General features: G+C 62.6%; 19 protein-coding genes. 10 read left to right on the top strand and 9 right to left on the bottom strand.

Annotated features, from left to right (window positions below):
* The first annotated feature begins 110 nt into the window (after positions 1 to 110).
* From purE to JF70_RS05635, 3 genes are all read left to right on the top strand, one after another.
* Positions 111 to 617: a 5-(carboxyamino)imidazole ribonucleotide mutase gene (gene purE, locus JF70_RS05645; RefSeq protein WP_024626635.1), complete on the top strand. Its 507-nt coding sequence runs from the start codon at positions 111 to 113 to the stop codon at positions 615 to 617.
* Complete coding sequence (gene purK / locus JF70_RS05640; protein WP_045935591.1) at positions 601 to 1767, top strand: 5-(carboxyamino)imidazole ribonucleotide synthase; 1167 nt, start codon at positions 601 to 603, stop codon at positions 1765 to 1767. The genes purE and purK overlap by 17 nt, the downstream gene beginning before the upstream one ends.
* Before the next feature lie 69 nt (positions 1768 to 1836).
* On the top strand, positions 1837 to 2280 hold the full coding sequence (locus tag JF70_RS05635) for a Fur family transcriptional regulator (protein WP_045935590.1): 444 nt from the start codon (positions 1837 to 1839) through the stop codon (positions 2278 to 2280).
* Here JF70_RS05635 and JF70_RS05630 read toward each other — a convergent pair.
* Both JF70_RS05630 and JF70_RS05625 read right to left on the bottom strand, forming a co-directional pair.
* Entirely contained in the window at positions 2252 to 4837 is a 2586-nt protein-coding gene (locus JF70_RS05630; protein ID WP_082069416.1) for a bifunctional lysylphosphatidylglycerol flippase/synthetase MprF, read from the bottom strand. The genes JF70_RS05635 and JF70_RS05630 overlap by 29 nt on opposite strands.
* Before the next feature lie 54 nt (positions 4838 to 4891).
* The gene (locus JF70_RS05625; protein WP_045935588.1) at positions 4892 to 6256 is read right to left on the bottom strand and encodes an alpha/beta hydrolase; all 1365 of its coding nucleotides are present in this window, start codon (positions 6254 to 6256) and stop codon (positions 4892 to 4894) included.
* Between the two features lie 189 nt (positions 6257 to 6445).
* Here JF70_RS05625 and JF70_RS05620 point away from each other — a divergent pair, with 189 nt between their 5' ends.
* Together JF70_RS05620 and JF70_RS05615 are read left to right on the top strand one after the other, a co-directional pair.
* Entirely contained in the window at positions 6446 to 7366 is a 921-nt protein-coding gene (locus tag JF70_RS05620; RefSeq protein ID WP_045935587.1) for a metal ABC transporter solute-binding protein, Zn/Mn family, read from the top strand.
* Between the two features lie 127 nt (positions 7367 to 7493).
* The gene (locus JF70_RS05615; RefSeq protein ID WP_052690769.1) at positions 7494 to 9641 is read left to right on the top strand and encodes an LTA synthase family protein; all 2148 of its coding nucleotides are present in this window, start codon (positions 7494 to 7496) and stop codon (positions 9639 to 9641) included.
* Here JF70_RS05615 and purD read toward each other — a convergent pair.
* The 6 genes from purD to purT all read right to left on the bottom strand — a co-directional run bounded on the left by purD (position 9638) and on the right by purT (position 19542).
* Entirely contained in the window at positions 9638 to 10909 is a 1272-nt protein-coding gene (gene purD, locus JF70_RS05610) for a phosphoribosylamine--glycine ligase (RefSeq protein ID WP_045935586.1), read from the bottom strand. The genes JF70_RS05615 and purD overlap by 4 nt on opposite strands.
* 15 nt (positions 10910 to 10924) lie before the next feature.
* Positions 10925 to 11977, bottom strand: coding sequence for a phosphoribosylformylglycinamidine cyclo-ligase (gene purM, locus JF70_RS05605; RefSeq protein WP_045935585.1), 1053 nt, complete (start codon positions 11975 to 11977; stop codon positions 10925 to 10927).
* Between the two features lie 45 nt (positions 11978 to 12022).
* Positions 12023 to 13528 (bottom strand): amidophosphoribosyltransferase, encoded by a 1506-nt coding sequence (gene purF / locus JF70_RS05600; protein ID WP_045935584.1) that lies wholly within the window; start codon positions 13526 to 13528, stop codon positions 12023 to 12025.
* 17 nt (positions 13529 to 13545) lie between these two features.
* Complete coding sequence (locus JF70_RS05595) at positions 13546 to 17325, bottom strand: phosphoribosylformylglycinamidine synthase (RefSeq protein ID WP_045935583.1); 3780 nt, start codon at positions 17323 to 17325, stop codon at positions 13546 to 13548.
* A 79-nt stretch (positions 17326 to 17404) separates the two neighbouring features.
* The gene (gene purC / locus JF70_RS05590; protein ID WP_045935582.1) at positions 17405 to 18157 is read right to left on the bottom strand and encodes a phosphoribosylaminoimidazolesuccinocarboxamide synthase; all 753 of its coding nucleotides are present in this window, start codon (positions 18155 to 18157) and stop codon (positions 17405 to 17407) included.
* 77 nt (positions 18158 to 18234) lie between these two features.
* Positions 18235 to 19542 (bottom strand): formate-dependent phosphoribosylglycinamide formyltransferase, encoded by a 1308-nt coding sequence (gene purT, locus JF70_RS05585; protein ID WP_052690768.1) that lies wholly within the window; start codon positions 19540 to 19542, stop codon positions 18235 to 18237.
* 135 nt (positions 19543 to 19677) lie between these two features.
* Here purT and JF70_RS05580 point away from each other — a divergent pair, with 135 nt between their 5' ends.
* The 5 genes from JF70_RS05580 (at position 19678) to JF70_RS05560 (ending at position 24446) form a co-directional block, all read left to right on the top strand.
* Positions 19678 to 20730, top strand: coding sequence for a methionine ABC transporter ATP-binding protein (locus JF70_RS05580; protein ID WP_197069108.1), 1053 nt, complete (start codon positions 19678 to 19680; stop codon positions 20728 to 20730).
* Entirely contained in the window at positions 20727 to 21407 is a 681-nt protein-coding gene (locus JF70_RS05575) for a methionine ABC transporter permease (protein ID WP_045935580.1), read from the top strand. Before JF70_RS05580 ends, JF70_RS05575 begins: the two co-directional genes overlap by 4 nt.
* Positions 21408 to 21432: 25 nt before the next feature.
* The gene (locus JF70_RS05570) at positions 21433 to 22314 is read left to right on the top strand and encodes a MetQ/NlpA family ABC transporter substrate-binding protein (RefSeq protein ID WP_052690767.1); all 882 of its coding nucleotides are present in this window, start codon (positions 21433 to 21435) and stop codon (positions 22312 to 22314) included.
* A 33-nt stretch (positions 22315 to 22347) separates the two neighbouring features.
* Complete coding sequence (locus JF70_RS05565) at positions 22348 to 23211, top strand: MetQ/NlpA family ABC transporter substrate-binding protein (RefSeq protein WP_045935579.1); 864 nt, start codon at positions 22348 to 22350, stop codon at positions 23209 to 23211.
* A 77-nt stretch (positions 23212 to 23288) separates the two neighbouring features.
* On the top strand, positions 23289 to 24446 hold the full coding sequence (locus JF70_RS05560) for a glycosyltransferase (protein WP_045935578.1): 1158 nt from the start codon (positions 23289 to 23291) through the stop codon (positions 24444 to 24446).
* Between the two features lie 12 nt (positions 24447 to 24458).
* On the opposite strand, the gene JF70_RS08570 is transcribed toward JF70_RS05560, so the two are convergent.
* Complete coding sequence (locus JF70_RS08570) at positions 24459 to 25235, bottom strand: ABC transporter permease (protein ID WP_052690766.1); 777 nt, start codon at positions 25233 to 25235, stop codon at positions 24459 to 24461.

Here is a 25235-nt window from a genome sequence, read left to right as displayed (position 1 = left end):
AAAGCCCGATGTTCACCAAGCCCGGCCCTTACATCCATAGGACCGTCACGATTGGCTGGCTTCTCCCCGGTCTTGCGTAGTATCGAATGTGCATGAACATTGGAGGGCCAATGGCTGACAATACACATGAAGGGGCTCGCGTCGCAGTGATCATGGGATCATCGAGCGACTGGGAGACGATGAAGGAAGCCTGTCGGATGCTGGACCGGTTCGCTATCGTCTACACCAAGGAGGTCATCTCCGCCCATCGCACACCTGGGCGCATGGCGGAGTTCGCGCATCAGGCCCGGAGCCAGGGCATAGGGGTCATCATTGCCGGGGCCGGTGGGGCAGCCCATCTGCCGGGCATGGTGGCGGCCCAGACCACGCTGCCGGTCATCGGGGTGCCCGTGAAGTCCCACGCCTTGAGCGGGGTTGATTCACTCCTGTCCATTGTGCAGATGCCTGCCGGTATTCCTGTGGCGACCACGGCCATAGGAGCATCCGGGGCTACCAACGCCGGTCTGCTGGCGGCTTCGATTCTCTCCATCAATGATCCGAGGCTGGCTCAAGCCCTGGATGACTACCGTGCCGAGCTGGCCCGATCCGTGGAGGCTTCCAATGCCAAGCTTGTCTGAGGAGACCAAGGGAAGAATCGACCACCTGGAGCCGGGGTCCGTCATCGGTATCGTGGGTGGCGGCCAGCTGGGACGGATGATGGCCCTGAGCGCCCGCTACCACGGATTCCGTATCGGTGTGCTGGACCCCACACCCGATGCTCCCGCGGCCCAGGTGGCCGACTTCCAGGAGACGGCCGACTATGACGACCTCGACGCTATCAAAAGGCTTGCCGACCGCAGCGATGTGCTCACCTACGAATTCGAAAATGTGGATGCCGACGCACTGGATCAGGTGAGGGACCGTGTGGCCATCCCCCAGGGAACCGACCTGCTCAGGGTCACCCAGGACCGTGTCCACGAGAAGACCTTCATCAACCGCCATGGCATCGATACCGCCCCTTGGAAGCAGGTTGACGGTCTTGAACAGCTTGACTCAGCCCTGAAAGAGCTGGGAATGCCCGCTGTGCTCAAGACGCGAACCGGCGGCTATGACGGCCACGGTCAGGCGGTCCTGCGCACGAAGGAGGATCTTCAGGCCCTGCAGGCGCGGATGAAGGGCCGGGACTTCCCACCCTCCGTGCTGGAGGGGTTCGTGGACTTCGCCTTCGAGGCCTCCATACTGGTCTCAGGCAACGGGAAGGACTATGTCACTTTCCCCATGGTGCGCAACGAGCACCGTCACAACATCCTGCACATGACTCTGGCGCCGGCCCAGGTCGAGCCTGAGATGGCCGACCGGGCGCGTGACATGGCCCTGACCCTGGCTGACGGCTTCAAGCTGGCCGGGACTTTGGCACTCGAGCTCTTTGTCATGTCCGATGGCGGTCTGGTGGTCAACGAGTTGGCCCCACGCCCCCATAACTCCGGTCACTACACCATCGAGGCCTGTTCCATGGACCAGTTCGATGCCCATGTCCGGGGCATCGCCGGGTGGCCCTTGCCCAATCCCCGCCTGCTCAGCCCGGCAGTCATGGTCAACGTTCTGGGCCAGCATGTGGCCCCGGTCAGAAGGCTGCTTGGTGAGCATCCCGAATGGTACCTGCATGATTACGGCAAGGCCGAAGTGCGTACCGACCGCAAGATGGGGCATCTGACGGTGCTGACCGACGATCTCGAGCAGACAGCCAAGGATCTGGAGGCCACAGGCTGCTGGTCCGACCTGGGCTGAACCGAATCCTCACATCTGTCCCGACAATCCGGATGTAGGCTTGGTGGAGCCCAAGGAGTGTGTCTAATCATGAACGCTGGCTCATCCGTCGGCCGCCGGACGCGGCAGAAGAACGCCATCTGGAGGGTTCTTCAGGCCCAGAACGACTTTGTCTCAGCCAAGGAGCTGCACCGGCTTCTTCGCGATTCAGGCCAGCGAATCGGCTTGGCAACGGTCTATCGTCAGCTGGGCTCCCTGCATATGTCCGGCAGCCTGGACTGCATTGAGCACGGAGGCATCCACCTCTACAGGGTCTGCCTGGCCCAGCGGAGGCACCACCATCATCTGGTCTGTGAACGCTGCGGCAGGACCGTCGAAATCAGCCCTCCGGACGATGGTTGGCTGAAGGCCGTGGCAGATGAACATGGCTTTACGGTATCCTCGCACACCTTGGAGGTCTACGGCCTGTGCAGCAGCTGTCGGGACCACTCCGGTCAGACAGAGCTCAGTGATCCTCCCGGCCCTTGGGCATGATGGTCTTGATGGCATCCCAGGCCTGCGAAGCCTTGAGATTGGGCAGGTAGGCCTGGACCACAGCCAGCCCGATCTGGGCCAGCTGGGCTGGGTCGGGATAGCAGATATAGACCGGGTGCTCGCTGGGTTGGAACTTCTTCTTGAAGAAGAAGAGGGAGCGGAAGCCATAGGCCGGTTCCATCAGGTCGGCCACCAGATGCAGGGCATGCTGCAGGAAGGCGGTCCGATCTTCGCCGCCGTCCATGCCGGCCAGGGGAGCGGCCGACAGGCTCATGAATTCCGCCGTACCCTGGCCGCGCAGCCGTTCGGCCATGCGTGCTATCAGGAACTCCATGATTCCGTTGGGGCTGTCGGTCCGGTGCCGCATGAAGTCCAGGGTCCAGCCGATCACCTGGCCCTGGCGGTAGGTGGGCATCCAGCTGGTCACGGCCAGCACCTTGCCCTGGTCGTCCACGGCGTACAGGATGGCCATGCGCGGGTCCCTCAGCTCATCCAGGCCGCCCAGGGTGAACTTCATCTCAGGAAGCGCCTTGAGCTCGGCCCACTGCTCGGAGATGTCAACGATCTGCGACTGGACGTCCCAGGAGGCGTCGTTGAAGGTGGTCAGCACGTCGGTGATGTTGTCACGCTTGGCCTTGTTGATGGCTGTGCGAATGTCCTGCCACTTCTTGCCCTTGGTCTGCCAGAGGCTGGGGGTGACCACCATCTCCGTGCCGACCGTCAGGGTGGACCAGCCGCGTGCGGCAAGCAGATCACGTTGGGGCTTGTGGACGCTGTAGAAGACCGGTGACCAGGAGTGGGCGTTGCAGAAGCGCGTGAATTCGTCCAGGTCGTCCGTATATTCGTCAGGGTCGCCGAATGGGCCAGTGGTGGTCAGGGCTATGCCGTGCAAAAGCCGGTAGGCGATGCCAGAGTGGCCGCTGGGGGAGAACCAGTAGCTGTTGCCCTCCCAGGTGGTCATGAAGGACATGCTTTCGCCACCGTACTCGACCAGCTTGTCGGCCTCCTGGCGTTCGCTGCCGTTCTGGATGACCGAGCTGCGCATCCAGGAGAGCAGCACCACCAGGACCACCAGCCAGAAGATCAGTCCTATTCCATGGCTGACTATTCTGCCAGTGGGGGTGCGCGGCACCAGGGTCGGAAGGAAGCGTGAAGCCACTCCATTGGGCAGGTAGAGCTCAGGCAGCTGGGAAAGTGCTCTGCCCGTGGTGGGCCAGGGGCTGAAGGAGCCTGGACTGATGGCGGTGAAGGCCATATAGCCCATTGCGGTGGCCAGGAAGGCCAGGACGATGGCCGCCCAGCCCAGTTGCAGACGTGAGGTCTTGGTCCGGACCAGGAAGATTCCCAGGTTGCGCACCAGGAACCAGCTGAGAATCAGCGGCGGCAGGGTGATGATCAGCAGCGAGGGGATGGCGCCGTGGCGGATGGCCTGGGGCAGACCTTCGCCGATGGTCAGTGGGAATACCAGGAAATAGAGCAGAGCCAGGACGACGGTCAGAGCGTTGAGGACCACACCGGTGACTGCGGCGACGCGCCGGCCGTGGTAGATGCCCCAAGCCGCAACCAGCATAACCAGCGTGGGCATGATCAGGGCGGAGATGCCGGTGGGGGCATGGCCGGCGACCAGGCCGTAGTGGGCGTAGCAGCTGACCTGGTTGTTTTCCGCAAGGCAGTGAGACAGTGCAGCGCTTCCGCCTGTATTGGAGCCCATGAATGTACCCAGGGGGGTGAGGAAGCCGGCGCGGATGCGGGAGGAAACGGTGACCAGGGGGCCGAGAGCCAGAACCGTGGCGACCGCTCCCAGCAGGTGTCGGGTCTCGTAGGATCCGCTATGGCCGTGCGGATTGGCATCCTGGACTGGCCCGTGCCAGAGGTGCCCGGTCAGGTGTCCGATCAGCGCAGCCGCCAGGGCGCAATAGGAACCCGGATTGCCGGTGTAGAGCACCATAAGGATCAAGGCTGTGTAACCGATGGTGGCGATCCTGCGTCGCCAGAGGAAGTCGCTGAAGGGGATGGATGCCATCAGGGAACCGACCACCAGGATGATGGGGCTGAGCGACATGGGCACTCTGATGAACCAGGCCCAATGATCCTGGAGGGCGTTGATCAGCCAGCAGATGATCAGACCGGCCGCCGCGCCGCCTACTGCGCTGATGACCGCTGCCAGCACGGTGCGCCTGCGCCCCAGCCTGGTTTCGGCGATGCATAGCATTACCAGCACCAGTGCGACGTCGATAGCCAGCGGCAGGGGTCCGGGGGTGATGACCAAGGACACCAGTAGTCGTGCAAACTGGACCAAGAGCGATGGGCGACCCTGACCATGGAAGGGCCGGGAGGCCTGACGAATGATCAAATCGGACAGGGGCATGCCCAGCCGGTTTCTGCCGGGGATGCGCAGCAGCCAGATCAGCAGCCAGCTGATCAGATTAAGCAGGATCAGTCCGAGGCTGAAGGCCAGTGCGAGCGCGTGGCGTCTGGCCCATTGTGCCAAGTCTGTCAGCAAGACACTCTTGGGTGAAGGTTCCATGAGTCTGGATCCCTTATTCGTTGTCTGCATGATTGCGGCGGCTCTTTCTGCTGATGATCTCTATTGATCTGCTGTATCGGCGCTTCAGCTGATGTTCATCTCAACAATATCCGGAAAGTCCTGGACTGGTTGGGATATTGGCCCAAGACCCATGGCTTCGCCAAGCCATTCCAGACCGGGCTTCCAGGCGGTCTTGACCGTGTGCCAGTCATGGCCCGAGCCCTGGGTTATGACGGCCTCCACGCTCATGCCTGCCTGGTCTGCGGCCTTGGCGATGACCATCATATTGTGTTGGGACTCCTTGTCGTTGGAACCAGCGGCAGTGAATAACCGTTGGCTCGATGGCGCCCGATCAGTGATGGCTTTGGCAGGGACCTGGGCCAGGAAGCCTTTCCGGTCGCCGCCGAAGTAGTCGTGGATCATCCGGTCCTGTCGACCCTGGGTCGGTTCCAGCTCCCCATCGGCGGGGAGCATGTTCCCGTAGACGTCGGGATGCCGTGCACCCAGCTGTGTGGAGCAGGTCCCTCCCTGGGAGAATCCTCCGATGGCCCAGAGCTGGGGTTTGCTGTCGACCGGCAGATTGGCCCGGATCCACCTAGGCACGTCACGGCTCAAATAGGTTTCAGCCTTTCCATAGACGGGGGAGTCTACGCACAGGCTGTTGTGGAAGGAGGACCCGTTCTGGTCGGGGGAGACCACCACCGGAGCCAGTCCATCGTGTTCGGCGGCGTAAGCATCCATCATGGCGGGGATGGATCCGGCGGTGAAGAGCCGGTCGGGGCTGCCGGGCTGACCGGCCAGAAGGACGAAGACCGGCAGGGCCGGAGGCTTCTTGCTCAACGCAGCGGGCGGCAGGTAAATATCGGCCGGTCGGGCCAGGAAACGGGAGCTGTCATTGGGGATGTGCACGCTGTAGGAGCGACCGGTGCGGGGATGGGCCGGCAGGTCGCCCCGGGAGGCCCTGGCGCGCCACTGGGCCACGCTCATGGCCGGTCTGGCCGCCTGATGACTCCCATAGTCAGGATAGAGGGTGACGCTGAAAAGGGATCCCAGTGTGGTGAACTCCCCATAGATGATATCCACCCGCAGACCGGTGGACAGCAGACAGAGCAGGACGCTCAGGGCTGCCAGGAGCCTTCGCCATCCATGTGCAGTAACGAGGATGCATACGGCGAACCCCACAGCCAGGAAGCCCAAGGCCACGGTGATGATGACCATCCAACCCAGGGAGACTCCGAAGAGCATGAAGACGTCGGAGACCAGCCAGGTGGCCAGCAGTCCCAGGGCTCCTATGCCTACGGCGATGGCGACCTGCCTCAACAGGGTCCGCCAGCGTCCATGGGTCAGTCCGGTCAACACCAGCAGGGCCAGGGCCAGGGCCGTCAGGGTGAACAGCGTCGTGGGCAGCCATCCCTGGGTCAGATGGACCTTTGCCAGCCATGTACCCATGCAGTTCCTTCCAGCAAAACGTATCCGCAGTTCAGTATAGGGAGTGTTCAGGCGGATGATTGCCATTTGCCTGGGCAACCTTTCTGGCCATTGGTTGTTCTATGGTAGATTTATTGATAATCAATCTCAGTAACGCTCGTAGGGTTTGCCAAATGACCTCACGTTGTTGCCAGGAAGGAACCTATATCCATGCATGCCAGCAGCCCACGCCTTCGCCGGACCCGCACCTTGGTCGCCGCCCTTCTGGCCGGACTGACCCTGCTGACCAGTCTGACAGGCTGTGGGAATAGCGAAGCGTCCTCGTCGCCCACTGGGTCCGGCCCTTTGCAGGTGGTGGCCAGCATCAATCAGTGGCAATCCCTGGCCGAGGACCTGGGCGGCGACCAGGCCCAGGTGGACACCATTCTGAGCAACACTTCGACTGATGCCCATGACTATGAGCCGACGACGGCCGACATCGCCCGAATCAGCCGTGCCGATCTGGTCATAGTCAACGGGGCCGGCATCGACGACTGGGCTGCCAAGGCCGCTGAAACCGGGCAGGTCAAGTTGGTGGACATATCCAAGGCATCAGGGCGCAAGGCCGGCGACAACCCCCATCTCTGGTTCTCTTCCCAGGGCAGGAGCGCGGCTGCCAAGGCCGTGCATGAGGCCTATCGGCAGCTGCGTCCAGGCCGCGAGGCCGATTTTGACAAGGCCTACCAGGACTGGCAGGTTCGACAGACCCGGCTGGACAATCTGATAGCCGATGCGCGCAGGCAGACCCAGGGACGTCACTATGCGGCCACGGAATCGGCTGCCTATTATCTCTGTCATGACCTGGGCATGGAGGACCTGACCCCCGAGGGGTACCTGCGGGCGGCCGCCAACGAGAGCGAGCCTTCGCCCGAGGACCTGGTGGCCTTCCGTCATCTGCTGGCATCCGGGCAATTGGACATGCTGGTGCTCAACGTTCAGGAGGTCAATCGAACCTCCAAGGATCTGGCCATTGAGGCGCGTAAGGCCCATGTGCCGGTCTTCGAGGTCAGCGAGCAGCGCCCCAACAAGTACCGGAACCTGGAGGATTGGATCAGCGCCCTGGTCCAGCGGGTGCCGGGCGCCAAGGCCTGATGGGTCCGCTCGCTCTTCATGTTCGCTAAGGGGTGTTTTCATGGGGCTTGTCGTCCTTAATGGGAACAATGGCACAGGTATCGGTAAAAGGCCTATGGGGCCCAGTCACCAAAGTCAGGAGTAAGCGGTGAAGGATCGTAAGCGTCAGCCCGGCCGGTGGACATCCTGGATGCAGAACATGACCGGACGTCTTCGGGTGCGTGGGTGGGTCTACCTGCTCGCCTTCATCCTGATTGACTTCCTGTCGGTAGGCATCCTTCAGTGGGGGGTCTCCCTGAACAGTTCCCGCGTAGAGCTGTCCAACCCGCTGATCGGCTTCTGGGGCTTCATCTCGGCCATGTGGACCCAGCGTCGGTTCGTCCTGGTGCTCAACATGCTGGCTATAGGCCTGGTTTACCTGGCCCTGGCCTACCTGACCAATCGCTTCTGGGCGGCATCGGGCCTGATTCTGGCCATCTGTGCGGTCATTGCGATCATCGAGCGTTTCAAGGTGCGTGCAAGGTATGAGGCCGTCCTGCCCTCCGATTTGGACTTTCTCCATGCCGATGCGGCCAACTTGGTCTCCTTCCTGCCGGCCCGGTCCCTGATCATGATCGGGCTGGGAGTTGTAGCTTTGATTATTCTCGGATTGCTCTGCTGGGTGGTGACACGGATGGATGCCCGTCGCGGTCGTCCGGTGTCCACCGGCAACAAACCCCTGGGCGCCGGGCTGCGTACGGCAGGGGTCCTGGTCCCGGTCCTGGTGGTGGCACTCTTCATGTCCACTGTGGGCACCTACGGCAGCCCCGCCTACCGCTTCTCGCAGTTCATGGGCGACATACCCTCCATGTGGGACTCGGTCTATGACGCCCAGCGCAACGGGGTCTTCGTCTCCTTCTCCCGGCAGCTGCGGCCCAAGGTCATGGACCAGCCCTCAGGATACAGCCGCGCCACCATGCAGTCTCTGGCCCACCGCTACCAGCTTTCGGCGGACCGTATCAACCGTGACCGCAAGTCCTATATGAATGAGTCGAGCCTGGTCTATATCCTCTCCGAGTCCTTCTCGGACCCCACACGGGTGCCGGGCGTGGCACTCAACCAGGACCCCATGCCCCATATCAGGTCCATCAAGGAGGGCACCACCAGCGGGCTCATGCTCTCCTCCGGCTATGGCGGGGGTACGGCCAATCTGGAGTTCCAGGCCATGACCGGCCTGTCCATGGCCAACTTCGATCCTTCGCTGACCTCTCCCTATCAGCAGGTCATCCCTCACCTGAGCTGGATACCCACGGTCAATCAGGCCTGGGGGTCGCCATCCAGGTCCCTGGCCTTCCACCCTTATGAGTCCTCCATGTACTCCAGGGCCGAGAACTACAAGAAGTTCGGCTTCTCGCACTTCTACTCGCTGACGGGCCCCGACCAGATAGCCCACCAGGACCGTATCGACCGCAGCCAGTATGTGGGGGACCGGTCCGCCTACGATTCCGCCCTGGAGCAGATGGGCGACGACAAGGGCAACCAGTTCGTCGAGGTCATCACCATGCAGAACCACATGCCCTACAACGACTGGTATGACGACAACAACTTCTCGGTCAGCTCCTCTGACCCCAACATGCCCCTGGGCGACGATGAGATGCAATCCATCCGCACCTACGCCAAGGGGGTCAGTCTGACCGATCAGGCCACTGCCGATTTCCTGAACAGCCTGGACTCCCAGAGCAAACCGGTCACCGTGGTCTTCTATGGGGATCATCTGCCCGGCATCTATGGCACGGCCGGTTCGGACCAGCGCAACTCCCTGGCCCTGCATCTGACCGACTACTTCATCTGGTCAAACAAGGCCTCGGATGCATCGGGGACACAGGTCAGCAACAGCGCCTATTCCTCTCCCAACTTCTTCCAGGCCCAGGTGGCCGAACACATGGATACCAAGGTCTCTCCCTTCACGGCCTTCCTGACCGAGCTGCACGACAAGATCAGTGCCATCGAGCCCCCGGTGGCCAACCAGATCCAGGACTGGAACAGGATCCCTGCAGGGCAGACCAACTATCTGGATGCCCAGGGTCAGCCCATGAACGCCCGTGACTTCGACCAGGCCACCCGGCAGCTCCTGAACGACTACAAGCTGATCCAGTACGACATCATGGCCGGCAAGCACTACCTGCAGGGGACCGGCTTCAACACCACGCCCACCCGCCATTCGGATGCCGCCCGGCAGAAGGCCAAGGAACAAGCCCGCCAGGAGGAGCAAAGCCAGGATAAAGACAGCGGGGACTCGACCAGCTCGGCCAATTAGGCTTCCAGGCCGCGGTGGCCGATGTCGTGCCGATAGAACAGGCCGGGCATCGACAAGCCGTCCAGCCGGGCATAGACCCGGTGGGCTGCCTGGGCCAGGTCGTCGCCTTGGGCCACCACCAGGGCGGTCCTCCCAGAGGACGATGTCAGACCGGTTGAAGCCGAGCCGGACACTCCGGCGTAGTAGGCTCTGAGGTCCTGCTCCGGAGCAATCAATGGCACGGGCACCCCGGTCTTGGGGTTCCCGGGATAGCCCTGTGCTGCCAGGACCACTCCAAGGCGGCTGTGGGAGTCGTCCCAGGTGAATTGCGGCTCTCCGCCCTCCATCAGTGTGCGGATGGCCGTGCCCAAGTCGCTGGTCAGTGCAGGCAGCACCACCTCGGTCTCCGGGTCACCCAATCGCGCATTGAATTCGATGACCTGAGGGCCTTGATCGGTGACCATCAACCCCGTGTACAGGACCCCGGTGAAGGGACTGCCTTCCCGGGCCAGGGCACGAACGGTGGGTGCGACGATGGCGTCCAGGGCCTTTTGGGTCAGTTCCGGGCCGAACTGCGGAAGAGGGGAGTAGGCCCCCATGCCGCCGGTGTTGGGACCCCGGTCCCCGTCATAGGCGGGCTTGTGGTCCTGCGACAGCGGCATGGGCCAGAACTGCTCACCCCGGACGAAGCACATGAGCGAGCACTCCTGGCCCACCAGCTGATCCTCGATGACCACCTGGGCTCCGGCCTGCCCGAACTTATGATCGATGAAGATGGCATCCAGGGCCTGCATGGCCTGGTCAAGGTCGGTGGCCACCGTCACACCCTTGCCCGCAGCCAGCCCGTCAGCCTTGATGACCACTGGTGCTCCGTGCGAGCGCACATAGGACTTGGCACCGTCCAAGTCATGAAAGACCGCATAGTCGGCGGTCGGGATTCCATGCCTGCGCATCAGGTCCTTGGCAAAGCCCTTGGATCCCTCTATGCGGGCCGCAGCCTTGCTGGGTCCAAAGGCGGGGATGCCGGCAGCCTGCAGTTCGTCGACCAATCCAGCCGTCAAAGGAGCCTCGGGCCCGACGAAGACCCAGTCGATTCCCAACTCGCGTATGGCAGCGATCAGTTTTTCGGGTTGTGTGGGATCCTCTCGAAGCAGGCTGATGCCGTCCGGTTCCATGCCCGGGTTGCCCGGGGCGCACCAGACCCGATCCACTCCTGGCCCGGACAGCAGGGTGGTGGCGATAACGTGCTCCCTGGCTCCCGATCCGATGACCAGTACCTTGTCCGCCATGATGGGCTCCTCTCGCTATTGCTGACGACCGTCTTCGTTAAGAATGACCCGCTGGCCGTTTTGAGCACCTGTCACCCGACCGATCAGGGCGTAGGGCTCCTGCTCCTCATCCAGGACTGCGCGGGTCTGGTCCAGCCGGTCAGGGGAGACGACCAGGACCATCCCAATGCCCATGTTGAAGATGTTGTACATCTCCAGATGGTCGACCCTGCCCATCTCCTCGATCATCGTGAAGATGGGCGGCACCTTCCAGGAATCGAGGTCGAAGCTGGCAGCCAGACCCTCGGGCAGAATCCGGGGTACTTTCTCCACGAAGCCGCCCCCGGTGATGTGCGCCGCACCCCTGAGCAGGCCAGAGGCGAAGAGCGGGCGCAGCGCCTTGACGTAGATGCGGGTGGGCGTCAGCAGTTCCTCACCCAGGGTCCGTCCGCCAAGCTGGTAGGGCCGGTCCTCCAGCTTCATGCCCCCCTGGTCAAGCAGGACCTGACGAATCAGGGAGAATCCGTTGGAGTGGACTCCCGAGGAGGGCAGGCCGATCAGCTGGTCGCCTTCTGTGATGGCCGAACCATCCACCAGGGACTCCCGTTCGACCACGCCCACGGTGAATCCGGCCAGGTCGTACTCGTCGGGCTGGTACATGTCGGGCATCTCGGCGGTCTCCCCGCCTACCAGGGCGGCCCCGGCCTGGACGCAGCCGTCGGCGACGCCCTTGACCACCTGCTCCAGCAGAGCCGGGTCGTTGTGCCCGCAGGCGATGTAGTCCAGGAAGATCAGCGGCTCGGCCCCCTGGGCGATGATGTCATTGACGCACATGGCCACGCAGTCCTGGCCGATGGTGTCATGGCGGTCGGCCTCCCGGGCCACCATCAGCTTGGTGCCCACGCCGTCGGTGCCTGAGACCAGGACCGGGTGGCGGTAGTTGAGTGCAGACAGGTCGAAGTCGCCGCCGAAGCCGCCGATGTCACCGGCGCCCGGCCTATGGGTTCTGGCCGTGTGGGAGCGGATCCTGTCGATCAGTTCGTATCCGGCCTCCACCGATACCCCAGCCTGCTCATATGCCTTCGGCATGGTTGCCCCTTTCTCTGCCCTGTCTGTCCTGCTCTTCGCTAGTGCTCATTGGTCTGTTCTCCGGCTCGACCCTGCAGACATGTCAAGCCCATAGGATCCCTTGGAGGCTTCCAGCCGGGCCCGGTCCTCCGGAGTCAGCGAGGCCAGGAAACCCTGCTCGTAGTCGTCAAGCTGCGTTGGGTAGTCTCCGTTGAAATAGGCCACGCAGAGCCCTTGGTAGGGTGCATCACGGCCCAGACCGATGGATTCCACCAGACCGTCCAGACTCAGGTAGGCCAGGGAATCGGCCTCGATGGCTTCCCTGATCTGCTCCACGGACTTTTTGGCGGCGATCAGTTCGGATGTCCGTTGGATGTCGATGCCGTAGTAGCAGGGGTAGCGCAGGGGCGGGGAGGCGATGCGCATGTGCACCTCGCTCGCCCCGGCCTCCCGCAGCAGACGGACGATTCTGCGCGAGGTGGTGCCTCGGACGATGGAATCGTCGATGACCACCACCCGCTTGCCGGCCACGACACCGCGCACTGCTGCCAGTTTCATCCTGACTCCCTGTTCGCGCATGGCCTGGCTGGGTTGGATGAAGGTGCGTGCCACATACTGGTTCTTGATCAGTCCCATCTCGTTGGGCAACCCGGCCGCCTCGGCATAGCCTGAGGCTGCGGAAAGGGAGGAGTTGGGCACCCCGATGACCATGTCGGCGTCCACCGGGGCCTCGCGGGCCAGCCTGGCTCCCATCCTCTTGCGGGCCGAGTGGACGTTGACCCCGTAAATATTGGAATCGGGCCTGGCGAAGTAAATGAATTCCATGGAGCAGATGGACAGGCAGGTCTGATCGGTATAGCGCTCGATGCTGTAACCCGAGTCATCCACCCTGACGATTTCACCGGGGCCGATGTCCCGCACCAGCGTGGCGCCGACCAGGTCCAAGGCGCAGGTCTCGGAGGCCAGGACATAGGCCCCACCTGGCAGCTGTCCCAGCGAGAGGGGACGGAAGCCGTTTGGATCCATGGCTCCGATCATGGCGTCCTCCGTCATGAGCAGGTAGGCGAATCCGCCATGGACCTGGCGCAGGGCCTGTTTGAGCGCCGCCATGAACTCCTTTTCGGGGCTGCGGCGGATCAGGTGCATGAGCACCTCGGTGTCGGAGTTGGAGTGGAAGATGGCACCCTGATCCTCCAGCTGTGCCTTGAGGCTGTTGCAGTTGGTCAGGTTGCCGTTGTGGGCCAGGGCTATATCCCCGTCGTGGAAGCGAAAGACGAAGGGCTGGATGTTCTCGATGGACCCCGATCCGGTCGTGGCGTAGCGCACATGCCCGACGGCCCGGTCCCCGGTCAGCGGTGTCAGGCTGGACTCGTCCGGGAAGACCTGAGTCAGCAGGCCCAGACCCCGCCGTCCGATCAGGTGCCCCTGGTCGTTGGAAACGATGCCGGCACCCTCCTGACCGCGGTGCTGCAGGGCATGCAGGCCGAAGTAGGTTAGTCGGGCGGCATCGGGATGGCCCCAGACCCCGAAGATCCCGCACTCCTCGTGGATGCCTTCAAGCTCCAACGACATGGTCTATGTCCTTTCCCCTAGGCGGTAAAGTAGTCCACTCCAGACTGGAAGAGCGGTTGCGTATTTTTTCCGGGCACATTCAGATACAGGTCGGGGCCGCTGCGTTCCGTGTGACCCATCTTGCCCAGCACCCGGCCGTCCGGGCTGGTGATGGCCTCGACGGCCATGTCTGACCCATTGGGGTTGACCAGCGGATCCATGGAAGGATGACCCTGCTCATCCACATACTGGGCAGCCACCTGTCCTCGGTCAATCAGGGTGCGCAGGAAACTAGGCTCGGCCACGAACCGTCCTTCGCCGTGGCTGATGGGCATGGTGTGGATGTCGCCCACCCGGCAGGCACTCAGCCAGGGGGAGCGTGTGGAGCTGATCCGGGTGTGGACCAGACGGCTCTGATGGCGTCCGATGGTATTGACAGCCAGGGTGGGATCCTTGGGTGAGCCGGTGACGATTTTGCCATAGGGAACCAGGCCCAGCTTGATCAGCGCCTGAAAGCCGTTGCAAACGCCCAGGACCAGTCCGTCCCGGTCCTGCAAAAGCTCCTGGAGGGCATCGGCAACCTGGTTCGAGCGCAGGAAGGAGGCCACCAGTTTGGCCGAGCCGTCGGGTTCATCGCCGCCGGAGAAGCCACCGGGCAGCATCAGTATCTGGCTGTTGCGGATGGCCTGGGCCAGGCGGCGGGAGCTCTCGGTCACGTCCTTGGCATTCAGGTTGCGGATGACCACAGTCTCCACCTGGGCTCCAGCATCCCGGAAGGCTCGTGCGGAGTCGAATTCGCAGTTGGTGCCGGGGAAGACGGGCATGACGACCCTGGGTCGGGCGGTCATGGAAGTCCCCTTGGCTCTGTGTGCTGCTGGCCTGCCGGACTGGCGGTCGGTGCGGCCAATGGTCGGCACTGGGTCGCCTTGGCCCCGGTATGGGAAGATTGATTCCAGACCCTCGGCACGGATCTCCTCCAGCTCGGCCAGGTCCAGATCCTCGTTGCCGCAGCGCAGGCGATAGTCCTCGCGAGTGTGCCCTAGTAGGCGCAGATGCAGGCCTGAACTCTGAATGAACAGGGGTTCCGGACCAGAGGCCTCCAGGATGAAGCTTCCATAGGCGGGGCGGAAGAGCGCAGGTATGGCAGTGTCTGGCGCCAGGTCCAGCCCGATTCTGTTGCCCAGGCACATCTCCATCAGGGACTGGGCCATGCATCCGTAGCCCGGTGTGGCTGCAGCATCCACCAGGCCCTGGCTGATCAGCGTCTCCACCTGGTCCATGACGGTCCGCAGGCTCTCCGGGTCGGGCAGCAATCCGTCCTCCCGGTATTCGGGGGTCAAGAGGTAGACCTGACGGTCAGCCGCCTTGAATTCGGGGGAGACCGCATCCTTGGCCTGCCCCAGGGCCACGGCAAAGCTGATCAGGGTGGGTGGAACATCCAGGTCCTCGAAGCTGCCGGACATGGAGTCCTTGCCGCCTATGGCGCCCACGGAAAGATCCAGCTGGGCCTGGAGGGCTCCCAGGACGCCGGCCACCGGCAGACCCCATCGCCGGGGGTCGGCACCTGGCTTGGGGTAGTACTCCTGCAGGCTCAGGTGGGCCCGGGAACGGCTGAAGCCAGAGGCCACCAGCTTGGCCAGGCTCTCGACCACGGCCAGGTAGGCGCCGGTGTATGGGTCCTGGCTGCTGATCCAGGGGTTGAATCCCCAGGCCATGGCCGAAGCGGTGGTGGTGTGCCCATCCACCGGCAGCTTGGCCACCATGGCCTGTGCCGGAGTCAGCTGTCGGGCTCCGCCGAAGGGCATGAGGACGGTGCCTGCGCCGATGGTGGAGTCGAACTGTTCGGCCAGACCCTGCTGGGAGCAGACGTTGATGTCCGTAAGCAGGGCCCTCATGCGCGCATCCAGGCCGCCTTGGACCTCGAAGGGGGCGTGGTAGGGAGCGGGGACCGGCACCTGGGCACCGGCCTTATGCGGGGCGCCGTTGGAGGCCAGGAAGGCTCGGGGGATGTCCACGATGGTCTTTGACCGCCAGGTCATCCGCAGCCGGGGTTCTTCCGTCACCTTGGCGATGACGGTGGCCTCGAGGTCCTCCTGCCGGGCGTATTCGATGAAGGTGGGTGCGTCTTCGGCAGCCAGGGCCACGGCCATGCGCTCCTGGCTCTCGGAAATGGCGATTTCGGTCCCGTCCAGCCCCCGGTACTTGAGTGGCACCCGGTCCAGGTCCACGCTCAGTCCGTCCGCCAGCTCGCCTACGGCCACGGCAACGCCGCCGGCTCCGAAATCGTTACAGCGCTCAATCAGCCTGGCTGCCTCCGGGCGGCGGAAGAGGCGCTGGAGCTTGCGCTCCTCAGGCGCGTCGCCCTTCTGCACCTCGGCTCCGCAACGTTCCAGACTCTGCTCGTCCTGGGACTTGGAAGCCCCTGTGGCGCCGCCGATTCCATCGCGGCCGGTCCTCCCTCCGACCAGGATGATCAGATCGCCGGGTGCAGGCCGACGGCGGATCACATGGTCGGCTGGGGTGGCTGCCACCACTGCGCCGACCTCCATCCGTTTGGCTGCATAGCCGGGGTGGTAGATCTCCCGAACCTGTCCGGTGGCCAGCCCGATCTGATTGCCATAGGAGGAGTAGCCATCGGCCGCCTGACGGACGATCCGGCGCTGGGGCAGCTTGCCGGGCAGGGTCTGATCCAGGGGCTGGCGGGGGTCTGCTGCCCCGCTGACCCTCATGGCCTGGTAGACGTAGCCCCTTCCGGACAGAGGATCGCGGATGGCTCCGCCGATGCAGGTGGCGGCACCGCCGAAGGGCTCGATCTCGGTGGGATGGTTATGGGTTTCGTTTTTAAAGAGGAAGAGCCAGTCCTGAACCTGGCCATTCACGTCGACCTTGGTCCGGATAGTGCAGGCGTTGACCTCCTCGGACTGGTCCACGTCGTTCAGGATGCCTCGCTTCTGCAGGTACTTGGCTCCGATGGTGGCCATGTCCATCAGGCATTCCGGCCGGTCCTGGCGGCCCAGCTCTTCGCGGATGGTCCGATACCGTTCCAGCGTGTCACGGGCCCGGGGGTTGTCCGCATCGATCCGCTCCAGCCTGGTGTTGAAGGTGGTGTGCCGACAGTGGTCGGACCAGTAGGTGTCGATCACCTTGAGCTCGGTCAGGGTGGGGTCGCGCTTCTCCTGACGGTAGTGGTCACGGCAGAATCGGACATCCGGCAGATCCATGGCCAGGTCCAGTTTGTCGATCAGCGCTTCCAGTCCAGGATCATCCAGATCGCGGAACCCGTCCAACACCGGCACTGGATCCGGGTCGTCATCAGGCAAGGCCAGGGTCTTGGGCTGCTCCAGCCCTACCACCCGTGAGTCGACCGGGTTGACCAGGTAATTGCGGACGGCCTCGATCTGCCCGGCATTCAGGTCGCCCTGGAGCAGATAGACGGTGGCCGTGGCCACCAAGGGGCGGGCGCCCTGGCCGATCAGCTGGACACACTGGGCTGCGGAGTCGGCTCGTTGATCGAACTGACCGGGCAAGGGGGCCACGGCGAAGAGCATGGGGGAGTCCAGGGATGGCAGATCCTCATCGCCCTTCATGCGTAGGGCCTGCTCCAGTTTGGTGGCCACCAGGTCGGTCTGGGGCTGGGCGAAGACCGTGGGCAGGCAGCGTTCGAAGAGGTCTTCGTCGATCCCTTCCAGATCGTAGCGGTTGATCATGCGCAGGCCGGTCAGCCCTTGCACACCCGGCAGGGTGCGAAGCTGTTCGGCAAGCCTTTCGGCGGCCTGGTCGAAGCCCTGCTTTTTCTCGGTATAGACACGGAAGAGCACAATGGATCCTTTCGCGATGGACTGGTTGGGGACCAATGAAAAACCCGGAGGCGATATGCTCGCTTCCGGGTCGACCGATTCAGCTGTTCGATTGGCTCTCGCGTTCCTCCAATTCGGTCAGCCCATCCAGAATGGTTTGATAAGCCGGAATGATGCTTCCCAGGTCCCTGCGGAAGATGTCCTTGTCCAGGTGGGTGACATGGCTGTCATTATTGTTGCCGATCGCCCAGAGCCGGCAGGTGTCAGGGGTGATCTCGTCGCCGAGAAGGATGATGCCCGAGCCGGTCTTGCCCATTTCGATCTTGAAATCCACCAGCTCCACGTTGATGGCGCGGAAGATGCCGGTCAGCGCGCCGTTGATCTCCCTGGTCTTTGCGGCGATGATGTCCAGATCCTGCTCGGTGGCCAGTCCCAGGGCCAGGATATCGTCCCGGTTGATAAATGGATCATCCAGGGGATCGGACTTGTAGAAGAACTCCAGCACAGGCTGCTTCAAGGCGGTGCCCTCCGCAACCCCGTACCGCTGGGCGAAGGAGCCTGCGACCCGGTTGCGCATGACGATCTCCAGGGGGAACATGTCCAGCCGACGATTGAGCTGTTCGGTATCCGAGATGCTACGTATGAAGTGGCTGGGGATCCCCCGGCGGGCCAGCAGGGAGAATATCACCGTGGTGATCCTGTTGTTCAGTCTGGCCTTGCCTTCGATATTGGCCTTCTTGGCCCCGTTCCCCGCGGTGGCCTGGTCGGTGTACTCAACCCAGAGTATGTCCGGATCATCCGTCTCGTACAGTTTCTTGGCCTTGCCTTGATAGCGCATTCCCAACTTTTCCACTGTTCGCCTTCCTCGAGTTTGTTGCGAATTGGAAACTTCTGCACTGCTTGGGACACGACCACCATAGCAAGCCCGGGTTACATCCCCGTGCCCACCCGGGGTTTCAGATCGTGGACCACGGCTTCGGCACGCTTGGTGGCGGTCTGCAGGTCAGGGCCCAGGGCCAGGGCCACGCCCATGCGGCGCAGGCCATGCACTTCCGGCTTGGAGAAGATGCGCAGATCGGTGCCTGGGTGGTCAAGGGCCTGGGGCAAGCCTTGGAAGCTGACCGGTCCCTGGCCCCTGACCAGGATGGGCCGGCTGACCGCGCATGTGCCTTCCGGCAGACCCAGGGTCAGATCCTCCTGGTGGACGGGAATGCCCAGGATGGCCCGGGCGTGAAGATCGAACTCGCTCAGCCGTTGGGAGATCATGGTCACCATGCCGGTGTCATGGGGACGTGGGGCCACCTCGTTGAAGAGCAGCGACCCGTCGCGCAGGACGAAGATCTCCACACCGTAGATCCCCCAACCGGTCTCGCCACTCTGGCGGGCCAGGGAGGTCATGGCCTCAACCAACCGGGTGGCCATGCTCCGGGCCTGCTGCAGGATGTCAGGATTCAGATCCGCAGGTTGCCAGGAGAGGCGGTAGTCCCCGTCCTCCTGACGCTGGCCGATGGGTGTACAGGTGGCCACGCCGGCGCAGGAGGCCACGGTCAGAACAGTCAGCTCATGGGCCAGGGGGGCCAGGGCCTCCACGATGACCTCGGCCTTGCCCTGGTGCCTGGTGGCTGCCCGGCCTTGGGTCAGTGCCGAATTCCATGCTTGCGACAAACCCTCCCTGCTCCGCACCAGGGTCTGTCCGTGGCCGGAGGAGCTCATCAGGGGTTTGACCATGCAGGGGTAGCCCACCTGGTCCGCCGCGCTGGCCAGCTCTTCGGGGGAGTCGGCGAATCGGTAGGGGGTGGTGGGCAGGCCCACCTGCTCGTGGGCGAAGACGCGCAGGGCCCGGCGGTCCATGCACATGGCCGCCAGGGGGGCGGCAGGCACTACCTGGATGCCCCTGGCCGCGGCACCGACTAGGCGGTCTGTGGCGATGGCCTCCACCTCAGGCACGATCAAATCGGGGTGGACCTTGTCGATCAGGTCCTCCAAAGCCTGGGGATCGCTCATTTTCACCTGGTAGCCGGCATGGGCCACCTGGGTGGCCGGTGCGCCAGGGTAGGAGTCCGCCGCGCCGACCCAGGCACCCAGCCGCATCAGGCTGATGGCAATCTCGCGTCCGAGTTCGCCGGCTCCCAACAGAAGGACTCGTGTAGGTCTTGGCCCCAGAGGAGAGCCGAACGGTCGCTCCCCGGGATTGATGGTATTGATAATCCGCTGCTGACCGGATGCGCTCATACCCATATTCTGCCACCGACCCGTAGACCAAGCAGGTGAATTATCGATACATGCCTATAAACGACATCTATAGAGGCCTTCTTGTCCGCTGGCCGTCGGGACGATTACCATGTCATGCAGTCGACCAGGGAAGGCGGGAACGTGAGCGAGCGGACACCGGCGGTGCGGATGGAGCACCTGACCAAGACCTATCACAGCGACGACGACGAAGACAAGACGGCACTGGCCGACATCGATCTGACCGTCGAGACTGGGGATATTTTCGGCATCATCGGACTGAGCGGGGCAGGCAAGTCCACACTGGTCCGCTGCATCAACGGGCTCGAGGATTACGACTCGGGCAGCGTCAAGGTTCGCGGCCGTGAGGTCAAGGATCTGTCACCGGCTGAGTTGAGGGACTTGAGGCGTCGTACCGGCATGATCTTCCAGCACTTCAACCTGATGCCCTCCAGGACGGTGGCCGACAATGTGGGCCTTCCCCTGCGGGGGAGCGGACGCGACCGTGCCTCTCGACGGGCCCGGGTGTCCGAGCTTCTGGAACTGGTAGGGCTGACCGAGCTGGCCGATCACTACCCAGCCGAGCTCTCCGGCGGCCAGCAGCAGCGCGTGGCCATCGCCCGAGCCCTGGCCAACGAACCTGATATCCTGCTCAGCGATGAGGCCACCAGTGCACTGGATCCGACCACCACGCGCTCCATTCTTCAGCTGCTGCGTGATCTGCACGACCAGCTGGGCATCACCGTGGTCATGATCACCCATGAGATGTCAGTCATCAGGCAGATCTGCAACCGGGTGGCGGTCATCGACCAGGGCGTCATCGTGGAGCAGGGCAGGGTCTTCAATGTCTTTGCGGACCCCAAGGCCCAGCTGACCAAATCCTTCGTGGCCACAACCTCCAACCTGGACAAGGTCAAGGATCTGATGGCCGCCGATTCGCCCCTGGTGGCCCTGGAGCCCGGACAGATCCTCATGCGCATGTCCTATGTCTCCAAGGAGGTCTCCGAGGCCCTGGTCTCCACCATCAGCCGTCGCTACAACCTGGACGTCAACATCATCTTCGGCGACATCGATGTGGTGGAGGGGGCGCCCCTGGGCGGACTGGTGGTCAGGATGGGCGGCGACACTGAAAATATCCGTCAGGCCATGGAATACCTGCGCTCGCGCAACATCGGAATCGAGGTTCTCAAGTCATGACGTCCCTGCTTACCACCTGGTTCCCCAACGTCATGAGCCGGCTGCCGGAGTTTTTCAGCAGCATGGTTCAGACCCTGGTCATGGTCGGCGTCTCCGGGGTGATCTCCTTCCTGTTCGCTCTGGTCATCGGGGTGGGGCTGATCATCAGCCGACGTGACGGCATCCGCCACAACGGCCTGGTCTTCACCATCCTGGACAAGCTGATCGATCTCTTCCGCTCCATCCCTTTCATCATTTTGGCGGCGGCCCTGGTGCCGGTGACCAGGATGCTCATGGGCACGGCCATCGGGCCCAAGGGGGCGATCTTCCCCCTGGTCGTGGGGATTACTCCTTTCTTCTCCCGGCAGATCGAGTCGGCCCTTGCTGGTCTGGACCCTGGGTACGTCGAGGCGGCGGAGTCCATGGGTATGACCACCTGGCAGATCATCTGGCATGTCTACCTGCGTGAGGGCATCCCCTCCATCATCCGGGTGACCACCATCACCATCGTCAGTCTGGTGGGTGAGACCGCCACCGTGGGCATCGTGGGCGGCGGAGGTCTGGGCGACTTCGCCATCCGTCTGGGCTACCAGCGGTCCATGAACGACGTGACCATCGCCACCATCATCGTGCTGGTCATCTTCATCGCCCTGATCGAACTGTTCGGCCGACTTCTGGCCGAGGTCGTCGAACACTGAGCACCCCGGGAAAGGTCAGATTATCGTGGTCGGTCGCAGTCACGTCGGCAAAAAGAACAGAGCCAAGGTCCAGCTGGCGGCGCTCAGCCTGGTCATCGTCCTCCTGCTGGCGCTGGTGGTCGGCACCGATGTCCGCCTGAACCAGGTGGGTGCCGATGTCAAGGTCGTCAAGGTCGGCGTCATCGGCAGTTCGGACGACCAGATCTGGAAGGCGGTCCAGGCAGAGCTGGATCGGCGGGGCGAGCACATCAGGATCGAGCTCAAGCCCTTCCAGGATGCCATCTACGTCAACCAGGCCACAGCCAACCGCGAGGTGGATTTCAACGCCGCCCAGCATTACGCCTACCTGGAGGACGATGTGAAAACCAACCACTACCAGCTGGCAGTGCTTGGCAATACCTATATCTCGCCCATGAACCTCTACTCGCAGCGCTATGCCAAGCCCTCCCAGTTCCAGGACGGCGACCGGGTGGCCATCCCCAACAACGCCACCAATATGGGCCGGGCACTGAAGGTCCTGGCCGATGCCAAGCTGATAGGTCTGCGCGACCCCAAGGCCACCAACCCGCTGCCCGAGGATGTGGTGGACAATCCCAAGCATCTGCACATCGAGCAGGTGGACCCGGCCGGCATCCTCAACCTTCTTCCTGATTATGCAGGTGGGGTCACCAATGCCAACTTCGTGGTTGACGCAGGTCGCAGCGTGCACGATGCCATCCATGAGGTTCCCTACGATCTGCAGAACCCGGCCAACAAGCCCTATATCAACATCATCGTCACCACCAAGGATCAGCGGGATAATCCCACCTACGCCGCAGTGGTACGAGCCTATCATTCCAAGCCCGTGGCCGACACCATCGTTCGTGTCTACAAGGGCGCCTGTCTGCCGGCCTTCAAGGTTTCCTGATGCGATAGGTTCAACAAATGAAGGAGGACGGATATGAGCACCAGAAGAACCAGGGCCAAGCGGGAGCTGGCGGCTGTCTCGGTCGTCATCCTGGTGGTCGCCGTCCTGATGGGTCTGGCCTATATTAAGGTCAACCAGCCCGAGCGCGGCCAGCGGGAGATCAGCATCGGCCTGGTGGGCGATGCCGATGAGGAGATCTGGAAGGCCGTTCAGCATGAACTGGACCAGCGCCGGGCCGGCATAAAAATCAAGCTCCGATCCTTCCAATACGGGCGTTACGCCAATCAGGCGCTGTCCAACGGGGAAATCGACCTGAACGCCTTCCAGCACTATGCCTTTTTGGAGCAGGAGTCCAAACAGCACGGGTACCGGTTCGCAGCGATCGGAGACACCTACATCTCACCCCTCAACCTGTACTCCAAGAAGTACCGGAGCGTCGACCAGATAGGGCATGGCGAGCGGCTGGCCATCCCCAGCGATCCCATTGACCTGGGCCGCTCCCTGAAAGTGCTTGCCAGCGCCGGGCTGATCGGTCTGCGAGATCCCAAGGCCACCACGCCGGTTCCTGAAGACATTGTCGACAACCCGCGCGGGCTGGTCCTGGACCAGGTCGATCCACCGGGAATCGTCAAGGTCCTGCCCGACTATGCGGCCGGCATCACCAACACCAATTTCATCCTGGATGCCGGCATGAAGATCCAGGATGCCATCTACCAGGTTCCCGGCGATCTCAAATCGCCAGCCAATCACCCCTATGTCAACATCATCGTGGCCAGGCAGGCCGACAAAAACGACCCCGCCTATACGGCCCTGGTCTCCGCCTACCACAGCCGCTACGTGGCTGATGCCATCAACCGCTACTACCGCGGTGCGGCCGTCCCGGCCTTCTCCTACTAATAGTGGGTGCAATCGGGCGGTCGCCTTGTCTTGGCCCGGTCCAAGTCTGCAACTGTAGAACAGCGGAGGGAACGCTGATGAAGGATCATGATCGCCTGACGCTGGCCCTGGTCCTGGACTCCTTCGGCAACAGGGGCAATGGGACCTCCAACTCCGCCATTCAGTACGCCCAGGGTCTGGAGGCGCTGGGGTACCGGGTCCGTCTGGTGGGAGTGGGTTCGACCGACTATCCGGCGCGGGTGCATCGAATCCCTCTGGTCTCCCGTGTGGCGGCCAGACAGCAGATGAGCTTCGCTCGTCCCGATCCGGAACTCTTCCGAAGGGCCTTTGCCGGTGTGGACCTGGTTCATATCTACGAACCCTTCGCCTTCGGCCGCGCCGCCCTGGCCCAGGCCAGGTCCATGGGCATACCGGTGACCGCCGGGTTTCACATTCAGCCTGAGAACATCACCTATTCCTCTGGCCCATTGCGCTGGATGCCTGGGGTGGATGCGGCCATCTACCGGCTCTTTCGGTTCTGGCTCTACGATCACGTCGGGCACATCCACGTTCCCACCCGGCTGACGGCCGACCTGCTGCGCTCGCATGGGTACAGGGCCCGTCTGCACGTCATATCCAACGGGTATCAGCCCAGGTTCAATCCCGGCGCCCGATATGAGCGGCAGCGATCCGGCCGGTTGATCCATGTCGTGGCCTCCGGCAGGCTGGCCCGGGAAAAGGACCATCTGACCCTGATTCGAGCCCTAGCTTTGTGCAGGAACAAATACAGGATCCGCTTGACCATAGCAGGCACAGGGCCCATGGAGCGCCGACTGAGGGCGGAAGTCGCCAGGCAGCTGGACGGCATGCCAGTCTCGATTGGATTCCATCAGAATGCAACCATGCCCGACCTGCTCAGGCGGGCCGATCTTCTTATTCACCCCTCAATCGCGGATTTGGAATCGGTCAGCGTTCTGGAGGGGATGGCTTGCGGCGCAGTCCCGATCATCGCCCGATCCGAGCTGAGTGCCGCCGGCCATTTCGCCCTGACACAGCACTCGCTCTTCCCGGTCGGCAAGGCTCGGTTCCTGGCTGAGCAAATCGACTGGTGGGTAGACCATCCCGATGCCCTTGCAGTCTGGTCCAGACGCTACGCCGAACATGCCAAGGAACATTACTCACTGGATGCCTCCGTCAGGGCCTTTGCCCATATGGCCGTCCAGGCCGTCAGCGATCAAGAGTCGGGCCAGGCATAGCCCTGACCGGGCTTAGATCTCCTGCTTGGATATGATCAGAGCCGACCCGATGATGGCCACCAGGACCACGCCCACGGATACTCCGGCATAGATCCAGACCTGATTGGCCTGCAAAGTGCCAAGGATCATCTGGTCGCCGAACCCGACAAAGTCGAAGTATTTCAGCCAGTTCAACTTAAAGGCATACTCCACGAGGGAGATCAGAATAGGCCATATCACGATCACCACCGCTGGAATGACCAGGGATTTGGTAATGATCAAGAGGATAATGCCCAGACTGATGATGACGGAAATACAGAAGCCAACCGTCAAAGTCATGAAAGCCACATCCTTGCCCAAGATGCCCCAGCCAGCCCCCGGCTTCCTTCCCAAGGCGAGTCCGGTCAGCAGGATGGTGATGTAGTAGCACAGGGTCAGGAGGATGATGTCAGTCAGGATGGTCACATACTTGCCCAAGATGAACTGTATCCGCGAGATGCCAGAGGTCAACGTGTTCTTCAGGGTGTGCTGGCTGTATTCCGCACCAATGACAATGACGAAGACCGCGATGTAAAAGTAGATTAGAGACGAGGCGGAGGCGACACCCACTTGCAGGCCGGTCCTGATGGTCCAGCTTTGGCCCTGAATTTCCATCAGTTTATGAGCGTATTCTTCGCCCCCAGTGCTCATTCCTATGGTCGTCTTGCTCCATGTGATTACTATGCCGAGTGCCACAGTGGCAATCAGCAGTATCAGCATGCCGATGGAGCGTCGCTGTCTGTAAAAGTCTGCCCTGATCTGGTTAATCAT

It is taken from the genome of Bifidobacterium mellis (assembly GCF_000967265.1).
In the GTDB taxonomy this organism is placed as follows: Bacteria; Actinomycetota; Actinomycetes; order Actinomycetales; family Bifidobacteriaceae; genus Bombiscardovia; species Bombiscardovia mellis.
This window is presented reverse-complemented; position numbering and strand designations above follow the sequence as displayed.